Source organism: Nocardia pneumoniae NBRC 100136, from assembly GCF_000308755.1.
GTDB classification, from domain to species: Bacteria; Actinomycetota; Actinomycetes; order Mycobacteriales; family Mycobacteriaceae; genus Nocardia; species Nocardia pneumoniae.
The window spans coordinates 67,023-84,159 of sequence record NZ_BAGF01000020.1 but is presented as its reverse complement, the minus strand read 5'-3'; the positions used below and the strand labels follow the sequence as shown (position 1 = coordinate 84,159).

The window sequence follows — 17,137 nt, the reverse complement described above, 5'->3', positions numbered from 1 at the left end:
CTGCGCGACACTGTGCCATCTGGCGACACTGTGGTCATTCTTCGGTGCCTTCCAATCTCAGAACGCTGGTCACGGATGTGACGGATGCCATTTCCGCCAGTGCGGCGACGGTGTCCGCGAGCGCCGACTCCGTTGCGTGGTGGGTCACCACGACCAGGCGCGCCCCCGAGCCGTGCCCTTCTTGACGGACGGTCGAGATGCTCACCTCGTGCTTGGCGAATTCGCCCGCCACCTTGGCCAGGACCCCAGGGCGGTCCTCGACCTGCAGGTTCACGTGATAGCGGGTGGGCGTATCGCCGATCGGCGCGATCGGTAGCTCAGCATAAACCGATTCGCCGGGAGCGCGACCCCCGTAGAACTTGTTGCGCGCCGCCATCACCAGATCGCCGAGCACCGCGGAGGCGGTGGGAGCGCCGCCCGCGCCCTGCCCGTAGAACATCAGCCGTCCGGCGTTCTCCGCCTCGACGACGACCGCGTTGAACGCGCCGGTCACCGCGGCCAGCGGATGCTTGCGCGGAATGAGCGCCGGGTAGACGCGCACCGAGACGCGCTCCTTGCCGCCCTCGTCCGGGCCCGGCTCGCCGGGGCCCGCGTCCACGCGCTCGCAGATGGCCAGCAGCTTGACGGTGCAATCCAGCGCCGAGGCGGTCTCCAGATCCTCCGCGGTGATCCGCGAGATGCCCTCGCGGTACACGTCGGCGGCGGTGACCCTGGTGTGGAACGCCAGCGAGGCGAGGATCGCGGCCTTGGCCGCGGCGTCGTAGCCCTCCACGTCGGCGGTCGGGTCGGCCTCCGCGTACCCGAGACGGGTGGCCTCGGCCAGCGTGTCCGAGTAGTCGGCGCCGGTCTCGTCCATCGCGGAGAGGATGAAGTTGGTGGTGCCGTTGACGATGCCGACGACCCGGTTCACCCGGTCCCCGGCCAGGGACTGGATCAGCGGGCGCACCACCGGGATGGCGCCCGCGACGGCGGCCTCGAAGTACAGGTCGGCGCGGCTGCGTTCGGCGGCCGCGGCGAGCTCGCCGGTGTAGTCGGCCAGCAGCGCCTTGTTCGCGGTCACCACGGATTTGCCCGCGTTCAGCGCGGCCAGGATCAGCCGGCGCGGCGGATCGATGCCGCCGATCACCTCGACGACCAGATCGACGTCGTCGCGGGCGACGAGAGCGTCGGCGTCGGTGGTCAGCAGGTCCGCCGGGATGCCGCGGTCGGTGCCGAGACTGCGCACGGCCACGCCGCGTAGCACCACCGGGGCGCCGACGCGGGCACGCAGGTCCTCGGTGTGCTCGCGCAGAATGCGCACGACCTCGGTGCCGACGTTGCCCATGCCGAGGACCGCCACCCCGATCGGGCGATCGGTCCCCCAGACACCGTTCTTCGCGTTCGCCGTCACGCTTCCACCTCCAAGCTGAGCAGGTCCGCCACCGTCTCCCGGCGCAGGATCAGGCGCGGCTGTCCGTCCCGCACCGCGACGACCGCGGGGCGGGTCAACTGGTTGTACCGGCTGGACATCGAATAGCAGTACGCGCCGGTGGCGGCGACGGCGACCAGGTCACCGGGGCCGACATCGGCGGGCAACCAGGTATCGCGGATGACGATATCGCCACTCTCGCAATGTTTTCCGACCACACGCGCGACCACCGGACCGGCCTGCGACGAGCGCGAGACCAGACGGCAGTCGTAATCGGCCTGATACAGGGCGGGACGGATGTTGTCGCTCATGCCGCCGTCGACACTGACGTAGCGTCTGCGCAGGCCGCCGTCCAGCGAGACGTCCTTGATCGTGCCCACCTCGTACAGCGTCACCGTGCCGGGGCCGGCGATGGCGCGGCCCGGCTCCACCGCGATCACCGGCACGGGCAGGCCCGCGCGTTCGGCCTCGGCGGCGACCAGCTCGCGCAGGTTCGCGGCGAACTCGTCCAACGGCGGCGGATCGTCCGACGGCAGATACGAAATGCCCAGTCCGCCACCGAGATCCAGCGTGGAGATCTGAGCGGTGCGCTCGATGCCGAACTTGTCGATGGCCTCGCGCAGCAGACCGAGCATGCGCCGCGCGGCGATCTCGAATCCGTCGATCTCGAAGATCTGCGAGCCGATGTGACTGTGCAGGCCGACCAGACGCAGATTGTCGGCGTCGAAGACCCGTGCGAGGGCCTCCATGGCGTCGCCGCCCGCGATCGAGAAACCGAACTTCTGATCCTCGTGCGCGGTCGAGATGTATTCGTGGGTATGGGCTTCCACGCCGACCGTGACCCGGACCAGCACGTCCTGCACCACGCCCGCGAGGCCGGCGACGGCTTCCAGTCGCTCGATCTCGATCAGCGAGTCGACCACGATGTGGCCGACCCCGGCGGATACCGCGGCCTCCAGCTCGGCGACCGATTTGTTGTTGCCGTGCAAGGCGATTCGCTCGGCCGGGAAACCGGCGTGCAACGCCACGGCGAGTTCGCCGCCGGAGCACACGTCCAGCGACAGGCCCTCGTCCCGGATCCAGCGCGCGATCTCACCGCACAGGAACGCCTTGGACGCGTAGTGGACGCGTGCGTTCGCCCCGAAGGCGCGGACCATGTCGCGGCAGCGGGACCGGAAGTCGTCCTCGTCGACCACGAACAGCGGAGTGCCGAACCGAGCGGCCAGCTCGTGCACCGGCACGCCCGCCAGCCGGACCACGCCGTCGGCGTCGCGAGCGGCGTTGCGCGGCCAGACGTTCGCGGGCAGATCGATCATCTGCGCCGGATCGCTGGGACGTTCCGGCAGATTCGGCGCGTGCGGGATCTCGGCGTGCCGGGGCCCGGCGGGATGCGCGCTCATGCCTCCACCTCGCTGCCGCTCGGTTCCGACATGACCGCGCACGCGGCTGTGTCGATGGCTCGCTCGCTGCGCTCACTCATGCCTCCACCTCGCTGCCGCTCGGCTCGCTCACGATGGCTTCCTTCCTCGCTCTGGTCCGCTGCCCGGTCACATGCGCTCCGGCGCACTGACGCCGAGCAGGCCGAGGCCGTTGGCCAGGACCTGACGGGTGGCGTTGACCAGAGCGAGGCGGGCGGCGTTCGTCGGCGAGACGGGCTCGTCGCCCAGCGGCAGGACGCGCAGGTTCTTGTTGGTCTGGAAGCGGTGGTAGGCGCCGGCCAGTTCCTCCAGATAGCGAGCCACCCGGTGCGGTTCGCGCAGGCTCGCCGCGCCGGCCACGACGCGCGGGTACTCGCCCAGGGTGCGGATCAGCTCGCCTTCCTCGTCGGCCGACAGCAGCGCGAGATCCGGGGTGACGGCGTCGTACTCGAACTCGGCGGCGTTCCGCGCGATGGACGCGGTGCGCGCGTGCGCGTATTGCACGTAGTAGACCGGGTTCTCGTTGCTCTGGCTGGCCCACAGGTTCAAGTCGATGTCGATGCTGGAGTTCACCGACGAGCGCACCAGCGAGTACCGCGCCGCGTCCACGCCGATCGCCTCGACCAGGTCGTCGAGCGTCACCACGGTGCCCGCGCGCTTGCTCATCCGCACCGCGACGCCGTCGCGCAGCAGGTTCACCATCTGCCCGATCAGCACCTCGACGGTGGCCGGGTCGTCGCCGAAGGCGGCCGCGGCGGCCTTCAACCTGCCGATGTAGCCGTGATGGTCGGCGCCGAGCATGTAGATGCACAGATCGAAGCCGCGCGAGCGCTTGTTCTGGAAATAGGCGATGTCACCGGCGATGTAGGCGGCCTTGCCGTCGCTCTTGATGACCACCCGGTCCTGATCGTCCCCGTATTCGGAGCTGGCGATCCACCAGGCGCCGTCCTTCTCGTACAGGTCGCCGGAGTTCTTCAGCTTCTCCACCGCCTGCTCCACCGCGCCGGAGGCGAACAGCGAGCTCTCGTTGAAGTAGACGTCGAAGTCGGTGCCGAACTCGTGCAGCGACTCCTTGATGTGCGCGAACATCAGCTCGACGCCCTCGGCGCGGAACAGCTCCAGGCGCTCGGCCTCCGGCTTGCTCAGCGCGTCGGGGTGCGCGGCCACGATCTTGGCGGCGATCTCGCCGATGTAGGCGCCCGCGTAACCGTTGTCCGGGGTCGGGGCGCCCGTTGCGGCCGCGACCAGCGAGGCGGCGAACCGATCGATCTGCGCGCCGTGGTCGTTGAAGTAGTACTCGCGCACCACGTCGGCGCCCTGCGCGGCCAGGATGCGGCCGAGCGCGTCGCCTACCGATGCCCAGCGGGTGCCGCCGAGATGCACCGGGCCGGTCGGGTTGGCCGACACGAACTCGAGGTTGATCCGGGTGCCCTTCAGCGTGTCCGCGGTGCCGTACGCGGCGCCGGCGGCGAGGATCCGCTCGATGATCGCGCCCTGCGCGGAGGCGGCGAGCCGGATGTTCAGGAAGCCGGGCCCGGCGACCTCGGCGGCGGCGACGCCGTCCGCGTCGGCCAGTGCGCCGGCCAGCCAGGTCGCCAGCTCGCGCGGCTTGGTTCCGGCGCGCTTGGCCACCTGCATCGCGACATTCGTGGCATAGTCGCCGTGTTCCGGGTTGCGGGGGCGCTCCACGGTGACCTCGTCGGGCAGGACCGCAGGGTCCAGTCCACGTTCGACAAGCACCTTCGCCGCGGTGGCGCGAAGGAGATCTGCAAGGTCAGCTGGAGTCACGAGTCTCTATCCTATGGTCTTGGCGGGTGTACACCACGGGGTGGGCACTGCGCAGCCAGCGGATCCACCACGTCGAAAGAGCACAACGAGCGATGCCGAACAGTCCCAGCGCCAAATCGGCCAAGGCCGCCAAGGCCGCGGCCAAGTTGTCGGCTCCCCGCAAGCGGGGCACACAAGGGCAACTTCCGAAGAAGAATCGCCAGATCCCCTGGCTGGCCATCGGCGCGGCCGTAGTCATCATCGCATTGATCGGCGCCCTGGCCTACAGCCTGGTCCCCAAGTACCGGGAGAAGGCCGAGCTGGACAAGTACACACCCAGCGCGCAGCGGAAAGATCCCTCCGACGGGATCGCGGGCGTGGTGAAGAAGGAATACCCCGCGGGCCTGCACATCAGCGGGAACCAGCGGGTGGCCTACGACCAGGCGCCGCCGTTCGGCGGCCCGCACGACCAGTCCTGGGCGACCTGCACCGGCACGGTCTACACCAAGCCGATCCGGGTGGAGAACGCGGTGCACTCGCTCGAACACGGCGCCGTGTGGATCACCTACAACCCCGACAAGGTGAACGCCGACGGGATCGCGACGCTGAAAGCGAAGGTCGAGGGCAAGCCGTACACGATGATGTCGCCCTACCCGGGCCAGGATTCGGCGGTGTCGCTGCAATCCTGGGGGCATCAGTTGAAGCTGGACAGCCCCGACGACAAGCGCGTCGGCCAGTTCATCACCGCGCTGCGGTTGAACTCCTACACCTACCCCGAGGTCGGCGCCGACTGCTCGACCATCGTCTTCGACACCGACAACCCGCCGCCGTTCGATCCGACGCCGCCAGGACCCGATGCGGTGCCGATGGACGGCAAGGGCCTGCAAGCGGACCCGTCCGAGGTCGGCGGCATGCCCCCGGGTGGGCTGCCCGGCGGCCTGCCGGGGGTGCCCGGCGTGCCCGCTCTTCCCGGTGTGCCCGGCGCGCCCGCGCCCGCGCCGACGCAGCCTGCACCGGGTGCGGGGCAGTAGTGGCAGCCGAGAAAGCGTCCGTCAACGGTGGCTCGGAAGCCGAGACCGCACCGGGGCGTGAGACAGCAGTGTCCGCCGACATCTCGAACGACACCGAAACCGGGGCGGCGGGCGCGGCAGCGGCATCCCCCGCGGAGGTTCCGGATGACGCCCCGACCGAATCCGGTCTCGGCGGTCAGTTCCGCCGCCAGCGCACGGCCCTGGTGATTCTCGGCACCATCGGCGCCATGCTGATCGGCTTCGCGATCGGCGTGCTGGCGCGGATTCCGCTGGACAGTTCCGGCGAGCCGGAGCCTGGCTCCGTCGACGTGGGCTTCGCTCAGGACATGTCGGCGCATCACGCCCAAGCGGTGGAAATGGCGGGCGTGGTGCTGGTTCGTTCCACCGACACCGAGGTACGCCGCCTCGCCTACGACATCCTCACCACGCAGCAGAACCAGGTCGGCCGCATGCAGGGCTGGCTTCAGCTCTGGGGCGAACCCGCGCAGGGCGTGGACGGATACATGGGCTGGATGACCGAACCGATGACCGGCCACGATCATTCCGCGCCGAGTGCACACCATTCCGGCCCGGTGCCTGCCATGCCCGGCATGGCGACGCCCACCGAGCTCGCCGCGCTGCGCCAGGCCACCGGACGCGCACTCGACACGATGTTCCTGCAGCTGATGCTGCGCCACCACGAGGGCGGCCTGCCGATGATCGACTACGCCGCCCAGCACGCCGAAACCACCGCGGTGCGCACCCTCGCCGACACCATGGCCAAGACCCAACGCGGCGAATCCGCGCTGATCACCACGATGCTCACCGCCCGCGGCGCCACTCCCCTCCCCGCGAGCTGACCCGAATCCACGCCGCCCGACGCGCTTTTTGGCGGACGGCGGTCGATACGATAGGCTGACCCAGCCCGATCGGACCGCCATCCGGCCCCGATCGAGCCCTATCCCGCCCTCGTAGCTCAGGGGATAGAGCGTCTGCCTCCGGAGCAGAAGGCCGCAGGTTCGAATCCTGCCGAGGGCACGTACGAGTTGGACGAGCCTTGCTCGCGGAATGCGCGAGCAAGGCTCGTTCTTTGTGTGATCGGCGAGGACAATCCGGACGCGCCTGTCAGATGCGGCTCCGATCGCAGACCCTCGGGTATAAATCCCTCCATCGAGAATCCCCAGTGGCTGGTAGACGAGATCTGCCCGCGCGGCCGGGCAGGCGACGCGATGCGCGCGAACCGCACCCCGGAACATCCCGAGACGGGTTGGAGTATCGGCCCGCGGGCTCGGCGGAAGGCGGGTCCGGGTGGTGACCGGCGATGATCGCTCGCGCCGTCTCCGGGCTCGCTGCCGCGATCGTCCTCTTCCTCAGCGCCGCCTGCTTCGCCGGGCGCGCACACGCCGAGGTGCCCGCGCCGACCGGCGAGCATCTTGTCGGTCGCATCGACACCAGCGTTGCGGCCGGTGGCCGGGAGTTGCCGGTGTCGGTCTGGTATCCGGCTGCCGCACCGGCGATCCCGGCGCACTACGTTCCCGCGTCCAGCCGGGTGGCCGCGGCGTTCCTGGCAATCGACGCGGCGTTGTGGCTGCACGAGCCCGTCGCCGTGCCCACGATGCTCACCACCACGCTCGCGGCCGGGCAGGACGCGCCGCTGGACACCGCACTCGGCCCCTTACCGGTGGTGGTGTACTCACCGGGTCTCGGCACGCCGCGCTGGCTCGCGTCGGGACTCGCCGCCGAGCTCGCCTCGCGGGGCTACGTCGTGATCGGTGTCGACCACCCTGGCGAGACGCCCGCGGTCGAGGTGCGCGGGGAGCTCCTGCTCGGCACGCCACCGGCCTACGAGGACGCCGAATACATGCGCCGCGCGCTGGACATCCGCGTCGCCGATGTGCGCCTGGTCCTCGACGAGCTCGCCGGGCTGCCGGTCGTCGGCGCGCACGTCGACCTGAATCGGATCGCGGTGGCGGGCCACTCCTACGGAGGACTGACCGCGGTGGCCGCGATGCGCGCCGAACCGCTCGTCCGGGCGGGCGTGGTACTCGACGGCCCGGCAGGCTGGACGGACAACACCGACGTGGAGCGCGGCGGTGTCGACCGGCCCGTGCTGATGCTCGCCTCCGGCGACATGCTGCACGCGTCGTGGATCCGGTTCGCTTCGGACAGCCCGGCATTCACGCTCGGTACGATTCGCGGTGCCGGGCACTATGCGGCAACCGATCTATCCGCGCTCGCGCCATCGACGGTCCGGTGCGGGTCACTGTCCGCCGAGCGTGCCGCCGCGATCATCCGGAGCGTTGTCACCGCATTCCTCGACGAGCAGCTGCGCGGCGCGGCGGCGCCGGTGCCGGTTTGGCCCGAGCTCGAGTGGCGCACACGCTGATCGGCTCCTCGTGCGGCTGCTCTCCGCGGGTTTCGCCCACGCCGAATTCGGCCGTCGTTCCGCCCACAACGCGTTCGAAGGAGCATTATGTGACCATCAGCAACCGATCACAGGAGCGTGAATAGCATTGGCGGACAGTGACACTCGACGCAGATCGGCACGGAGGCGGACGATCGCGGTCATCGGCGCGACGGTCGCTGTGGTCGTCGCGACACTCGGCATCGTGCTGCTGCCCGAGGTCACCGGCGAACGGCCGCCGTTCGACACGGCCGCGGTTCCGGGAACTCAGGTCGTCTGGGTGACGGCACCCGCGGGGGCCGATCGTGGGACGCTCGAGCTCTGGCAGCGCAACCGGCTCCGGCAGTGGAAACAGACGTTGGCGGTGCCAGCGTGGGTCGGCGCGGGAGGGATTTCCCGAGAGGCCAGGGAAGGGGCCGCGTACACGCCGGAGGGCACTTTCGCGTTGACCGAGAGCTTCGGCCGGTTGCCCGATGTCGGCGCCAAGCTTCCCTATCTGTCGGTGGACCCGTCGAACACCTGGTGGTGGGTGTCCGACACGGCGAGCCCGCTGTACAACCAGAAATATCACTGCGCCGAGGGGGACTGCCCGTTCGACACCAGCCTCAGCGAGAATCTCGGGCGAACCGAGCCGCAGTACAACTACGCGCTGGTCATCGACTACAACCGCTTCCCCGTCATGCCGGAGCAGGGCTCGGCCTTCTTCGTCCACGTCGAGGCGGGCAGGCCGACCGCGGGGTGCGTCGCGGTCGGCGCTGATGTCATGCGGACGCTGCTGATCACCCTCGAACCGTCGAGGAAGCCGGTCATCGGCATGTACGCGATCTGAGACCAGACCTGCCTCGAACGTGGGGCGCGTACGAGAGAAGGGCTCCCGGTACCCGGGAGCCCTTCGTCGGGGTGGTCGGGTGTCGTCTACGGTTCCGCGATCACGGCAGGGGCGCGGTCGGCTTGTCGGTCGCGCTGAGGACGCCTGCGGCGGAGAGGTAGCCGAACGCGGGCGCGGTCAGGCCCGGCTGGAGGAAGTAGAGGTGGGCTTTGGTGAGCGTGCCGTTCTCGGTGGCGTCGCACAGCGCGTTCAGGGCGGTGGGGTCGACGGTGAGAGCGGTCAGTTTGCCCGCCTCGTAGTCCATCTCCACCCATTTCGCGTGGATCGCGGCGCTCATGACGCTGCCGGTGAAGCCTTCCCGGTCGGCGGCGGCGCTGAGGCTCATCTCCAGACCGTCGTCGAGATCGGTCGGCGTGTGTTGCCAGCGACCGAATTCCCACCAGCGCGCGAACGTGATCGGACCGTCGACCCCGCCGGGCAGATTCGTCGCCGGATCCACCGCGCGCACCCAGGCGGGCGCCGCGGCCAGCGGATCGTAGGCGGTCCCCGCGACCTCGTTGTCCTCGTCTCTGCCGAATAGGAGCGCACGCTCGCCGGGATATCTGACCAGCGAGTACCAATTGCCCTCGCCGTCGTCGTTGATCAGCCGGCCACCTGCCACTCTGGCCGTCTGCCCGATCTCCTCTCCGCCCGCAGCCCGCTGGTCGGCGTGGGTCGCGGCGGTGATCACATCCAAGACGGTCACCCGCGCCCACAGAACCTCGGGATGCGGTAACTGAAATCCCATGCCGGGCAAAGTATCAGCTCCCCCGCCTCTCCGCGCCTTCAGGCCGTACAAGTCAGGTGGCGCGAATGTTGCGTTCAGGTCCTGCGTTGGGTGCCGCTCGGGTTCTGGGCGTACCCGGCGAGTTACCCATGTTCTTACGAAATCAGCGGTTGTGTGTGAACGGCTGCTGTGTGGATGGCCCGAGGCTGCAGGGGAGGATCGAGCCGATCGGTGAAAGTCGCTGTACAGGAAGGCCTTGTACGCTGATACGAAGTTACAGTTGCGAATTTGCGGACGGGCCGCGCCGCGGGCGCAGAGCATAGGCCGGAACCAACTGGTCCCGCACATGTAGATCCGGGCGTCCGTCGGCGAACTGGATGCTGTAGGTCACGCGGCCCATCCAGTCGCCGTCGACGGTGGGCAGCCAATGGGTCAGGGTTCCCGGGCGCTCGCCGCGCATGATCACGCCCGCGCCGTTCACATGCCGCGGGGTACCCGGATCACGGACCAGGATCGCGTCCAGCCGGACCCAGACCGGCCGCGGCGGATACGTCAGCGTCCGGTAGTAGTGGCCGGTCCTGCTCGGGTAGACCAGCTCCGGTTCCGTGCCCTCGGTTCGCGGCACGTCATCGCTTGTCGAACCCATGTTCGAATGGTAGCCGCCATTCCCCGGCAAGCACCAGGCAACCCGCCCTCGAATCCGACGGCATGACGGCCGCCACACATCCTGGCCTTCTCCTGCACGCGCTTCTAATATGATCGTTCTAGAACGACCATATTAGAAGGAGTGCGACATGTCAGCGAAGTTCGAGGTCGTCAAGGGTTTCTATGCGGCCACCCAGGCGGCCGACGGGCCCTCGATACTGGCCCTGCTGCATCCGGAGTTCGTGGCGCAGACCGCGCCCGGCCTGCCGTGCGGCGCGGGCGGCACCTTCCACGGCCCGCTGGAGGCGATGACCCGGATCTGGGGCGCGGTGGCCCGAGAGTTCGACACCGCGCCGTACGACGAGACCTGGCACGAGACCACCGACGGCACCGTCGTGGTGACCGGTCACTATCGCGGCGCCGCCCGCGCCACCGGTCGCGCGTACGACGCCGAGTTCGTGCACCTCTGGCAGGTGGACGACGACGGCCGCATCACGCGGCTGCACCAGTACACCGACACCGCACGCTGGTATGACGCGCTCGCGGATGCCGGCGCCTGATCACGCCTACGCAGCCCCTTCGTCGGTTTCCGTAAGCTCGCGAACGGTCCCGCCGGTCTGGTTTCCGATCTGTCGGGCACGCAAATTGCCGTAAGGCATCGGTGCAGACGGAGGGCGGCATGGCTTGGAAGGGATGAGTTGCTGCGGGCCGACCCGCAGGACCGTACTCGGGGCGCTCGGCCTCGCCGCACTGCTCCCCCTCGCCGGTCCCGCGAAAACCGCTCCTGCGCAGCGGAGTCCACTCGTCGCCACGGATCTCGAGGTGGTCACGATCACCGACACCTCGGTCATCCTCACCTGGACCACCCTCGCGCCCGACTCGGCCGGGCGATTGACCCCGGTGGACGCCGACACGCAGGTGCGCATCGGTCCCGCCGATTCCCCGCGCGGACCGGCGCCGGTATACGCCGACGACCGGCCGACACCGTTCCACTACGCCGAGATCGACGGGCTCGAACCCGGCCGCGCCTACCGCTTCGAGGCGTGGTCGGCGGGTCTTCGCGCCACGCCCGCCCTCTCGCTCACCACCTCCGGTCCGGGAGCGCCGGAAGCACGCGGCGAGTTCACCACGCTGGTCCCGCCGCCCGGGCGCCGACTGCGCACGATAGCCCTGGCCAACGACGTGCACTACGGCGAGCAGGTCAGCGGTCTGATCGTCGGCGAACTGCCGCCGGGTTTCCGGCAGGACCCCGGCTCGGCGCCCTACCCCGAGGTGATGCTGTCCGCGATGTTGGACGACCTGCGCCGCCCCGACCGCGCGGCCGAGTGCCTGCTGGTCGCGGGCGATCTCACCGCCGAAGCCTCCGAGCACGAAACTCGCGCCGTGCGCGCCCGGCTCGACGCGTGGGGTTCGCTCGGCCGGGACTACCTGGCCGTGCGCGGCAACCACGACCGGCCGCACCTGGGAGCCGAATACACCGGATGCGCGCTCGCCCCAGCGGACCACCACGACTGCTGGGCCGACGCCTTCTCCCCGCGCCAGCAGCTGATCGAACACGAGATCGGCGGCCTCCGGGTGCTCGGATTGGACACCAGCGAACTGCGGGGCGCGGGCGGTTCCATTGATCGCTCGCAATTCGACCTGCTCACCGAGCGCTCGAGCGCCGACCCGGACCGGCCGACGCTCGTGTTCGGCCACCACCCGGTCACCATGGAGTCCGGGCTGACCAATGTCGCCGGGCCCGGCTTCGTGCTCAACGGACGCGACAGCGCCGAATTGCAGGCGCTCTACGCCCGGTGTCCCGGCGTCTTCCTGCATCACAGCGGCCACACCCATCGCAACCGGCGAACCCGGCCGGACGCGCCGTGCGCGGTGGAATTCCTCGAGGTCGCCGCGATCAAGGAGTACCCGGGCGGCTACAGCCTGCTGCGCGTCTACGAGGGCGGCTACATGGTCAACTTCTACAAGACCCGCACCGAGGGCGCGCGGCGCTGGAGCGCCCTGACCCGCGGCGAGTATTTCGGACTGGTGCCGGATTACACGTTCGGCACCTGCCCGGATCGCAATCACGTTGTGTTGCGCGACTTCTCGGGGCTGACGTAACGAGCGGGCCGGATTCGCGGCATCCGCCGAGGGACCGAGACCGTTTCCCGCACGTCGGAGGCGGTATCTTCCTTAGGTAAGCCTCAACATACGCACGAGGCACTGGACGCCATCGGAAGGACGAGGATGAAGCCGGTCAGATGGAAGACGATTGCCGCTGGACTGGCCGTCGCGATGACGGCACTCGGCATGACGGCCTGCTCGAATTCCTCGGACGACGCGAACGAGATCACCGTTTACAACGCGCAGCACGAATCCCTCACCAAGGAATGGGCCGACGCGTTCACCAAGGAAACCGGTATCAAGGTGACCTTGCGCCAGGGCGGCGACACCGCGCTGGGCAACCAGCTGGTCGCCGAGGGCGCGGCCTCGCCCGCCGACGTCTTCCTGACCGAGAATTCTCCCGCGATGGCGCTGGTGGAGAACGCGGGCCTGTTCGCCGACGTGGACGCGAAGATCGTGGAGCAGGTGCCCGCCCAGTTCCGTCCGTCCAGCGGCAAGTGGACCGGCATCGCGGCCCGCGCAACGGTGTTCGTCTACAACAAGAACGAGGTCCAGCCCGGTCAGCTGCCCGCATCGCTGCTCGATCTGGCGCAGCCGCAGTGGAAGGGCCGCTGGGGTGCGGGCGTGTCCGGCGCCGACTTCCAGGCCATCGTCGCGGGCCTGCTCGCGCTGAAGGGTGAGGACGCCACCCGCGCCTGGCTGAAGGGCATGAAGGAGAACGCGACGCCGTTCCCGAACAATGTCGCCACCATGAAGGCGGTCAATTCCGGCAGCCCGGACGGCGGCGTCATCTACCACTACTACTGGTACCGCGACCAGGCCAAAACCAAGGAGAGCAGCGCCGATACCGCGCTGCACTACTTCAGGAACCAAGACCCGGGCGCGTTCCTCAGCATCTCCGGCGGCGGGGTGCTGAAGTCGAGCAAGAAGCAGGAGGCGGCGCAGAAGTTCCTGGCGTTCATCACCGGTAAGGCCGGGCAAGAGGTGCTGCGCGACGGCACCTCGCTGGAGTACCCGGTCGCCAGCGGCGTGGCCGCCAACCCGGCGCTGCCGCCGCTGGCCGACTTGCAGGCCCCCGCGATCGACCCGTCGAAGCTCGACTCGAAGAAGGTCACGGCGTTGATGACCGAAGCGGGTCTGCTGTAGCCGTGGCACTGCGGACCGTTGTCACCGCGCCCCGGGTCGGCAGGCCGGGGCCCCTCGTCACGGGTATCGCGCTGCTGCTGGTGGCGGCGACGTTCGTGCCGCTGGGATACATCGTCTCGACGGTCTTCTCCACCGGTCCCGAGCAAGCGGCCGAGTTGGTGTTCCGGCCCCGAGTGGCTGAGCTGCTGCGCAATACGCTCGGGTTGGTGGTGTGCACCGTACCCATCTGCGTGGCGCTCGGCGTCGGGCTCGCGTGGGTGGTCGAGCGCACCGACGTGCCGGGGAAATCGTGGTGGGGGCCGGTTTTCGCGGCGCCGCTCGCGGTGCCCGCGTTCGTCAACAGCTATGCGTGGGTCAGCGTCTTCCCTGGCATGCACGGCTTGTGGGCTGGCGTGGTGATCTCGACGATGTCCTACTTCCCGCTGGTGTACCTGCCCGCCGCGGCCACGCTGCGTCGCCTGGACCCCGCGGTGGAGGAGTCGGCACGGGCGCTCGGCTCCGGGCCGGTGGCGGTGTTCGCGCGGATCGTGCTGCCGCAGTTGCGTTTGGCCATTCTCGGCGGTGGGCTGCTCATCGCGCTGCACCTGCTCGCCGAATACGGCGCCTTCGTCATGGTCCGGTTCGACACGTTCACCACGGCCATCTTCGAGCAGTACCAGTCCAGTTTCGCCGGGCCCGCGGGCAGCATGCTCGCTGGTGTGCTCGTGCTGTGCTGCCTTGCCCTGCTCGGGGCCGAGGCCGGGTTGCGCGGCCGGGCCCGCTACGCGCGGATCGGCGGTGGCGCGCCGCGCGCCGCGTCCCGGATTCGTCTGGGCATCGGCGCGATTCCGGTCCTGGCCGTGCTCGTCACGGTGACCGCGGGCGCGCTCGGCGTACCGCTGTGGACCATCGGGCGTTGGTTGCGCATCGGCGGCGCGGCGGTGTGGGATGTCACCGAGATCGGCAACGCGCTGGGTCAGACGGTCGGCCTCGCGGCGTTCGCCGCGCTGCTCACCACGCTGTGCGCGTTTCCGGTCGCGTGGATCGCGGTGCGCTCGACGTCGGCGTTCGCGCGGCTGGTCGAGGGCGCGAACTACATCACGAGTTCGCTGCCCGGCATCGTCATCGCGCTGGCCATGGTGACCGTGACCATCCGGTGGGCGCCGCCGCTCTATCAGACGATGTTCATGGTGATCGCGGCGTATGTCCTGCTGTTCCTGCCCAGGGCACTGGTCAGCGTGCGGGCCGGGCTCGCGCAGGTGCCGGTCGGCTTGGAGGAGGCGTCCCACTCGCTGGGCAAATCGGGACCGGCCACATTCTTTCTGGTCACCCTGCGGCTCACCGCTCCGGCCGCGGCCGCGGCGGCGGCGCTGGTGTTCGTGGCGGTGGCGACCGAACTGACCGCGACACTGCTGCTCGCGCCCAACGGAACCCGGACGCTGGCGATGCGGTTCTGGGCGCTGTCGGGCGAATTGGACTACGCGGCCGCCGCGCCGTACGCCCTGATCATGATCGCCGCCGCGGTGCCGGTGACGTATCTGCTGTTCACCCACTCTCGGAAGGCGGCTGGGATATGAGTCGCGTCGTCGTCGCCGACGTGTCGAAGACGTTCGGGCACAACCGGGTACTCGGCGGGATCACCCTCGACGTGCCCGACCACACCGCGACCGCCGTGGTCGGTTCGTCCGGGTGCGGTAAGACCACGCTGCTGCGCGTCATCGCGGGATTCGAGTCGCCGGATGCGGGTTCGGTGTCGATCGGCTCGGAAACCGTTGTGAGCGAGCGGGTCTCGGTACCGCCCCAGCGGCGCAACATCGGCTACGTCGCGCAGGACGGCGCGCTGTTCCCGCACCTGACCGTGGGCCAGAACATCGCCTACGGGCTGCCCGGCCTGCGCCGCACCAGCCGCCATCGGGTGCATGAACTGCTGGAGATGGTGTCGCTGGATCCCTCCTACGCCGACCGGCGACCGCATCAGCTCTCCGGCGGCCAGCAGCAGCGCGTCGCACTGGCCCGCGCGCTGGCCCGCAAGCCCTCCGTGATGCTGTTGGACGAGCCGTTCAGCGCACTGGACGCGGGCCTGCGCGCGACGACCAGGCAGGCGGTGGCCGACACCCTGCGCGCGGCGGGCATGACCAGCATTCTGGTGACCCACGACCAGGAGGAGGCGTTGAGCTTCGCCGAGCAGGTCGCGGTGATGCGCGAAGGACGCTTCACCCAGGTCGGCACGCCGGAGGAGGTCTACGGCACGCCGAAGGACCTGTTCACCGCCCGCTTCCTCGGCGACTGCGTGCTGCTCGACGCGGTGGTGGAAGCCGACGTGGCGAAGTGCGCGCTGGGCCGGATCCCGGTGCAGCGCAACGCACCGACCGGAGCCGTGACCATCATGATGCGACCGGAACAAATTGTCGCCCAGTCCGTTTCGGAAGGCGAGCCGGACAGCGGCCGGATCCGCGCCATCGAATTCCGCGGCGCCGACGTCATCCTGACAATCGACCTGGAGGGCACCACCACCCCCATCCGAGTCCGCCGCACCAGCGTCAACGCCCCCGCCACCGGCCAACGGGTGCGCCTCGACGTGCTCGGCTCAGCAGTGGCATACAACGCCACCCCCTGACCCCGCACGAGTGGCACACCATGGAGAGGTCTTCTCGCGTTTTACCGCAGCCATGTGCCGCTCGGTAATGCGCCTCGAGGTGCTCGGCTCGGCGGTGGCGTGCACCGAGCCGAGCATCGAGGGTGTTTGGAGCGAGCGGCGGGAATTGAACCCGCGTAAACGGCTTTGCAGACCGTTGCCTCAACCACTCAGCCACGCCCGCCTCGACCTAGATGGTGCCGTGGAGGGGCAGCGGGGGGCACTATTGCGCTCACGGTGATCCGAAGGCGGGGCCGGATGTCCCCGGCTCGCCCTGGTCGCATGGAATGATCACAATATGTCTCGGCCACGCCCGCTTCCGCTCGACCCGATCGAGGAGGCCCACCGTCAGTGGGTCGGCCACGGCTGGGGCGACGTCGCCGACGGCATGGCCGCGGTGACCTCGCTGGTGCGCGCCCAGCAAATCGTGATGGCGCGGGTCGACGAGGCACTGAAACCTACTGGTTTGACTTTCTCCCGCTACGAACTGCTGATGCTGCTCAGCTTCAGCAAGACCGGCGCGCTGCCGATGGCGAAGGCCAGCGCGCGCTTGCAGGTGCACCCCACCAGCGTGACCAACACCGTCGACCGACTGGAGGCGGCGAAACTCGTCGAGCGCGTACCACATCCCAGCGATCGGCGCGCTACCTTGATCGAGATCACCGACGCCGGAAGAGAATTGGTCGCGAAAGCGACGAAGGAACTCAACGAGAAAGTCTTCGCGCGCCCCGGCCTCCCGCCGGACCGGCTGCACACCCTCCTGCAACTGCTGGCCGAATTCCGCCACGCCGCGGGCGACTTCGACACCGGAGAGGGAACCGCCCGCTGGTCGGCCACCGCCGGGGAATGAGCGACAGTACCGGTCGGTCGCATACCCGTTTTGCCCCAATCGGCAAGTGACTCCCCGGCATCCGAGCGGCGAATTGCCGGGCCCGTCGTCTTGGCAGCGGCACCGAAAGGGTTCACCATGTAATCCATGGTGCTGGTCTTGGGTGTATCGGCGGGCGCTGGAGGCGCACACGCG

General features: G+C 69.2%; 15 protein-coding genes and 2 tRNA genes. 11 read left to right on the top strand and 6 right to left on the bottom strand.

Going from position 1 to position 17,137, the window contains the following annotated elements:
* Positions 1–34 precede the first annotated feature (34 nt).
* The 3 genes from ON34_RS05375 to argS form a co-directional block, all read right to left on the bottom strand.
* Positions 35–1,390, bottom strand: coding sequence for a homoserine dehydrogenase (locus ON34_RS05375; RefSeq protein WP_083889158.1), 1,356 nt, complete (start codon positions 1,388–1,390; stop codon positions 35–37).
* The gene (gene lysA, locus ON34_RS05370) at positions 1,387–2,808 is read right to left on the bottom strand and encodes a diaminopimelate decarboxylase (protein WP_040774963.1); all 1,422 of its coding nucleotides are present in this window, start codon (positions 2,806–2,808) and stop codon (positions 1,387–1,389) included. The genes ON34_RS05375 and lysA overlap by 4 nt, the downstream gene beginning before the upstream one ends.
* Positions 2,809–2,955: 147 nt before the next feature.
* On the bottom strand, positions 2,956–4,614 hold the full coding sequence (gene argS, locus ON34_RS05365) for an arginine--tRNA ligase (protein ID WP_040774962.1): 1,659 nt from the start codon (positions 4,612–4,614) through the stop codon (positions 2,956–2,958).
* Between the two features lie 92 nt (positions 4,615–4,706).
* Here argS and ON34_RS05360 point away from each other — a divergent pair, with 92 nt between their 5' ends.
* The 5 genes from ON34_RS05360 to ON34_RS05340 all read left to right on the top strand — a co-directional run bounded on the left by ON34_RS05360 (position 4,707) and on the right by ON34_RS05340 (position 8,836).
* Positions 4,707–5,624, top strand: a complete 918-nt coding sequence (locus ON34_RS05360; RefSeq protein WP_040774960.1) for a thioredoxin-like domain-containing protein — start codon at positions 4,707–4,709, stop codon at positions 5,622–5,624.
* Between the two features lie 200 nt (positions 5,625–5,824).
* Positions 5,825–6,463: a DUF305 domain-containing protein gene (locus ON34_RS05355; protein ID WP_245547895.1), complete on the top strand. Its 639-nt coding sequence runs from the start codon at positions 5,825–5,827 to the stop codon at positions 6,461–6,463.
* 105 nt (positions 6,464–6,568) lie between these two features.
* A tRNA-Arg gene (locus ON34_RS05350) sits at positions 6,569–6,641 on the top strand.
* 283 nt (positions 6,642–6,924) lie between these two features.
* A complete protein-coding gene (locus ON34_RS33330; protein WP_051022168.1) occupies positions 6,925–7,989 on the top strand; it encodes an alpha/beta hydrolase family protein in 1,065 nt (354 codons plus the stop codon).
* A 127-nt stretch (positions 7,990–8,116) separates the two neighbouring features.
* Positions 8,117–8,836, top strand: a complete 720-nt coding sequence (locus tag ON34_RS05340) for a L,D-transpeptidase family protein (RefSeq protein ID WP_085997014.1) — start codon at positions 8,117–8,119, stop codon at positions 8,834–8,836.
* Positions 8,837–8,936: 100 nt separating this feature from the next.
* Here the strand turns inward: ON34_RS05340 and ON34_RS05335 are convergent, their stop codons facing one another.
* Positions 8,937–9,623, bottom strand: a complete 687-nt coding sequence (locus ON34_RS05335) for a hypothetical protein (protein ID WP_040774958.1) — start codon at positions 9,621–9,623, stop codon at positions 8,937–8,939.
* Between the two features lie 253 nt (positions 9,624–9,876).
* Entirely contained in the window at positions 9,877–10,248 is a 372-nt protein-coding gene (locus ON34_RS05330; RefSeq protein ID WP_245547893.1) for a hypothetical protein, read from the bottom strand.
* Between the two features lie 148 nt (positions 10,249–10,396).
* On the opposite strand from ON34_RS05330, the gene ON34_RS05325 reads away from it, so the two are divergent.
* The 5 genes from ON34_RS05325 to ON34_RS05305 all read left to right on the top strand — a co-directional run bounded on the left by ON34_RS05325 (position 10,397) and on the right by ON34_RS05305 (position 16,095).
* Positions 10,397–10,807 carry a nuclear transport factor 2 family protein gene (locus ON34_RS05325; protein ID WP_040774955.1) on the top strand — a complete coding sequence of 137 codons (411 nt, stop codon included), beginning with the start codon at positions 10,397–10,399 and terminating at the stop codon, positions 10,805–10,807.
* A gap of 133 nt (positions 10,808–10,940) precedes the next feature.
* Entirely contained in the window at positions 10,941–12,350 is a 1,410-nt protein-coding gene (locus ON34_RS05320) for a metallophosphoesterase (protein WP_040774953.1), read from the top strand.
* Between the two features lie 126 nt (positions 12,351–12,476).
* Positions 12,477–13,499, top strand: coding sequence for an iron ABC transporter substrate-binding protein (locus tag ON34_RS05315; protein ID WP_040774950.1), 1,023 nt, complete (start codon positions 12,477–12,479; stop codon positions 13,497–13,499).
* A 2-nt stretch (positions 13,500–13,501) separates the two neighbouring features.
* The gene (locus ON34_RS05310; protein ID WP_040774948.1) at positions 13,502–15,055 is read left to right on the top strand and encodes an ABC transporter permease; all 1,554 of its coding nucleotides are present in this window, start codon (positions 13,502–13,504) and stop codon (positions 15,053–15,055) included.
* Positions 15,052–16,095, top strand: coding sequence for an ABC transporter ATP-binding protein (locus ON34_RS05305; protein ID WP_040774945.1), 1,044 nt, complete (start codon positions 15,052–15,054; stop codon positions 16,093–16,095). Before ON34_RS05310 ends, ON34_RS05305 begins: the two co-directional genes overlap by 4 nt.
* 127 nt (positions 16,096–16,222) lie before the next feature.
* Here ON34_RS05305 and ON34_RS05300 read toward each other — a convergent pair.
* Positions 16,223–16,297: transfer RNA gene (locus tag ON34_RS05300), tRNA-Cys, on the bottom strand.
* A gap of 114 nt (positions 16,298–16,411) precedes the next feature.
* Here ON34_RS05300 and ON34_RS05295 point away from each other — a divergent pair.
* On the top strand, positions 16,412–16,963 hold the full coding sequence (locus tag ON34_RS05295) for a MarR family winged helix-turn-helix transcriptional regulator (RefSeq protein ID WP_040774943.1): 552 nt from the start codon (positions 16,412–16,414) through the stop codon (positions 16,961–16,963).
* The last annotated feature ends 174 nt before the right edge of the window (positions 16,964–17,137 follow it).

Coding starts and splice junctions, on each gene's coding strand:
- lysA (WP_040774963.1), bottom strand. CDS start 2,808: ATGAGCGCGCATCCCGCCGGGCCCCGGCACGCCGAGATCCCGCACGCG.
- ON34_RS05360 (WP_040774960.1), top strand. CDS start 4,707: ATGCCGAACAGTCCCAGCGCCAAATCGGCCAAGGCCGCCAAGGCCGCG.
- ON34_RS33330 (WP_051022168.1), top strand. CDS start 6,925: ATGATCGCTCGCGCCGTCTCCGGGCTCGCTGCCGCGATCGTCCTCTTC.
- ON34_RS05335 (WP_040774958.1), bottom strand. CDS start 9,623: ATGGGATTTCAGTTACCGCATCCCGAGGTTCTGTGGGCGCGGGTGACC.
- ON34_RS05330 (WP_245547893.1), bottom strand. CDS start 10,248: ATGGGTTCGACAAGCGATGACGTGCCGCGAACCGAGGGCACGGAACCG.
- ON34_RS05325 (WP_040774955.1), top strand. CDS start 10,397: ATGTCAGCGAAGTTCGAGGTCGTCAAGGGTTTCTATGCGGCCACCCAG.
- ON34_RS05320 (WP_040774953.1), top strand. CDS start 10,941: ATGAGTTGCTGCGGGCCGACCCGCAGGACCGTACTCGGGGCGCTCGGC.
- ON34_RS05315 (WP_040774950.1), top strand. CDS start 12,477: ATGAAGCCGGTCAGATGGAAGACGATTGCCGCTGGACTGGCCGTCGCG.
- ON34_RS05305 (WP_040774945.1), top strand. CDS start 15,052: ATGAGTCGCGTCGTCGTCGCCGACGTGTCGAAGACGTTCGGGCACAAC.
- ON34_RS05295 (WP_040774943.1), top strand. CDS start 16,412: ATGTCTCGGCCACGCCCGCTTCCGCTCGACCCGATCGAGGAGGCCCAC.